Source organism: Aquimarina megaterium XH134 (assembly GCF_000520975.1).
GTDB lineage: Bacteria > Bacteroidota > Bacteroidia > Flavobacteriales > Flavobacteriaceae > Aquimarina > Aquimarina megaterium.
The window spans coordinates 1-2,006 of the sequence record NZ_JACB01000112.1 but is presented as its reverse complement, the minus strand read 5'-3'; the positions used below and the strand labels follow the sequence as shown (position 1 = coordinate 2,006).

The 2,006-nt window shown below is 40.8% G+C and carries 1 protein-coding gene; it reads left to right on the top strand.

What is annotated here, in order from left to right; all coding sequences use genetic code 11:
- Window positions 1-2,006 (top strand): hypothetical protein (locus tag Z053_RS29540; RefSeq protein WP_035097176.1); only part of this gene is annotated, 2,006 nt, incomplete at both ends.

Below are 2,006 nucleotides of genomic sequence, written 5' to 3'. Positions count from 1 at the left end.
TCTCACCTTAAATTTTTTAAGTGCTACGATAGCAGATTGTAATACAGCATTATCGACAGTTACTATGGATGCTAATGGTGGAGTTCCTGGCTATAGTTTTGCGGCGGTTGCTGGATCAGCTCCACAACCAGACCCGGGTGTTTATCCACTTACAGAGGTGTTTACTTTAGACCCTACGATTAATACGACTTGGGTAATTTTTGTACAGGATGCTAACAATTGTGTTGTATCAAGAGAAATTACGATTCCACCGGTTACTCCGGCTCCGGTTATTAATACTATAGATCCTTTTGTAGATGATGCATGTAATTTTGATAATGATTATACTTTTACGGTTACCGCTACGAGTAATGTTCCTATACCACCAGGAACAGGTACATTGACATTTTCTATAGATGGAGGTGCTCAAGTACCTGGTACGGTTACAGGAGCAAATACAGCTAGTCATGATTTTGCAGTTTCAGGTCCTGGTACGTATAGTGTTGTTGTTTTTGATGAGAACGGTTGTCCTTCGCCACCAAGAACGATTACGGTATATCCAGAGTTATTGGTTACAGCTACATTAACAGAGCCGACATGTCGTGATAATGATGCTACGATAGTTGCTACGGTTAGTGGAGGTTCAGATATTACGGCTAATCCGGGTAATTTTACCTTTGATTTGGTTAATGCTGGTACAGGAATAACAGTACCTGGCGTGACTCAAACCCCTGGACCAGGAGCAGATCAGGTTACTTTTAGTAGTACTGTTGCGGGTACAGATGGTATTTTCCCAGGAGATTATCGAGTAGAAGTTGTAGATAGCGCCATTGGTCCAGTACCAGGGTGTGAGGCTACTTTTGACATTACAGTACCTACATTCTTAGATCCGATACCATCAGGAGTATCGACTCCTGTTTCATGTTTTAATGGAACCGACGGTACTATTTTAGTGAGTTTAGACCCAACAAGAGACGATAATCCACCATATCAATATCAAATTGTAGCTGGTCCATTAACACGACCATTACAATCAAATCCTTTATTTGAAAATTTAGAAGCAGGAACATATGATATTGTAGTTGTTTCTGATAAGGGTTGTTCTAATACTCCAGCGATTCAGGTAACAGTTGGAGGTCCAACGGCAGCTCTTACAGTAACACCAGATCCACCAAGTGCTTATGGTTGTAATGCTTCTAATGCAGATGTATTCCCAGTGATTACGATAACTATCGAAGGAGGTACGGAACCTTATGATGTTTCTTACAGTGGTGCTGCTACTGGATCAGAGACCGATGTGGCTGATGCAGATGGAGTTAGAGCAGGAGTTCAGTATGAGGTTACAGCTATTGTTGCAGGTACTTATACGTTTACGGTTACCGATGAAAATAATTGTGCTTTTGCCGATTTTGATGTTATTGTTCCTGCATTTCCAATTATGACTGACCCTACTATAACTAGAGATACTAGTGGAGGAGTTGCTACGAACTTTGGAGAAATTTCATGTGATCATCCAGAAACGGTTACTGTTTCGATTACAGGAGGTACAGGTCCGTTTGACTTTGTAGAAGCAGGAGGGGTATTATCTTCATTAGGAGTTGTTGCAGGAACAGATGATAATCCAGGTACAGTTGCAGTTGAGACGAATGCTACCAATGTTACTTTTGCTTTGCCAAGTGTTGGTTCGTATGTATTTACGATTACGGATCAGGGTACGGGATGTTCTATAGATACTCCAGCATATGTGATTGCTCCTTTCGATACGATCACAGCTACATTAACTACGGTTACCGATGTATCGTGTAATGGAGCTCTTACAGGAGCGTTAGAGTTAAATATTGGTGGTTATACAGGAGCTTATAATTATACAGTTGTAAACACGGTTACAGGAGTCAATGTTCCAGGTTTTGTAAATATTGCGGCTAATACTGCAACAAATCCAGAACCGATAAATCTATTACCAGCAGGAACATTTGAAGTTTCTGTAGAGGCATTAGATGCTCCTTTCTGTGATGAAGTGTCGAATA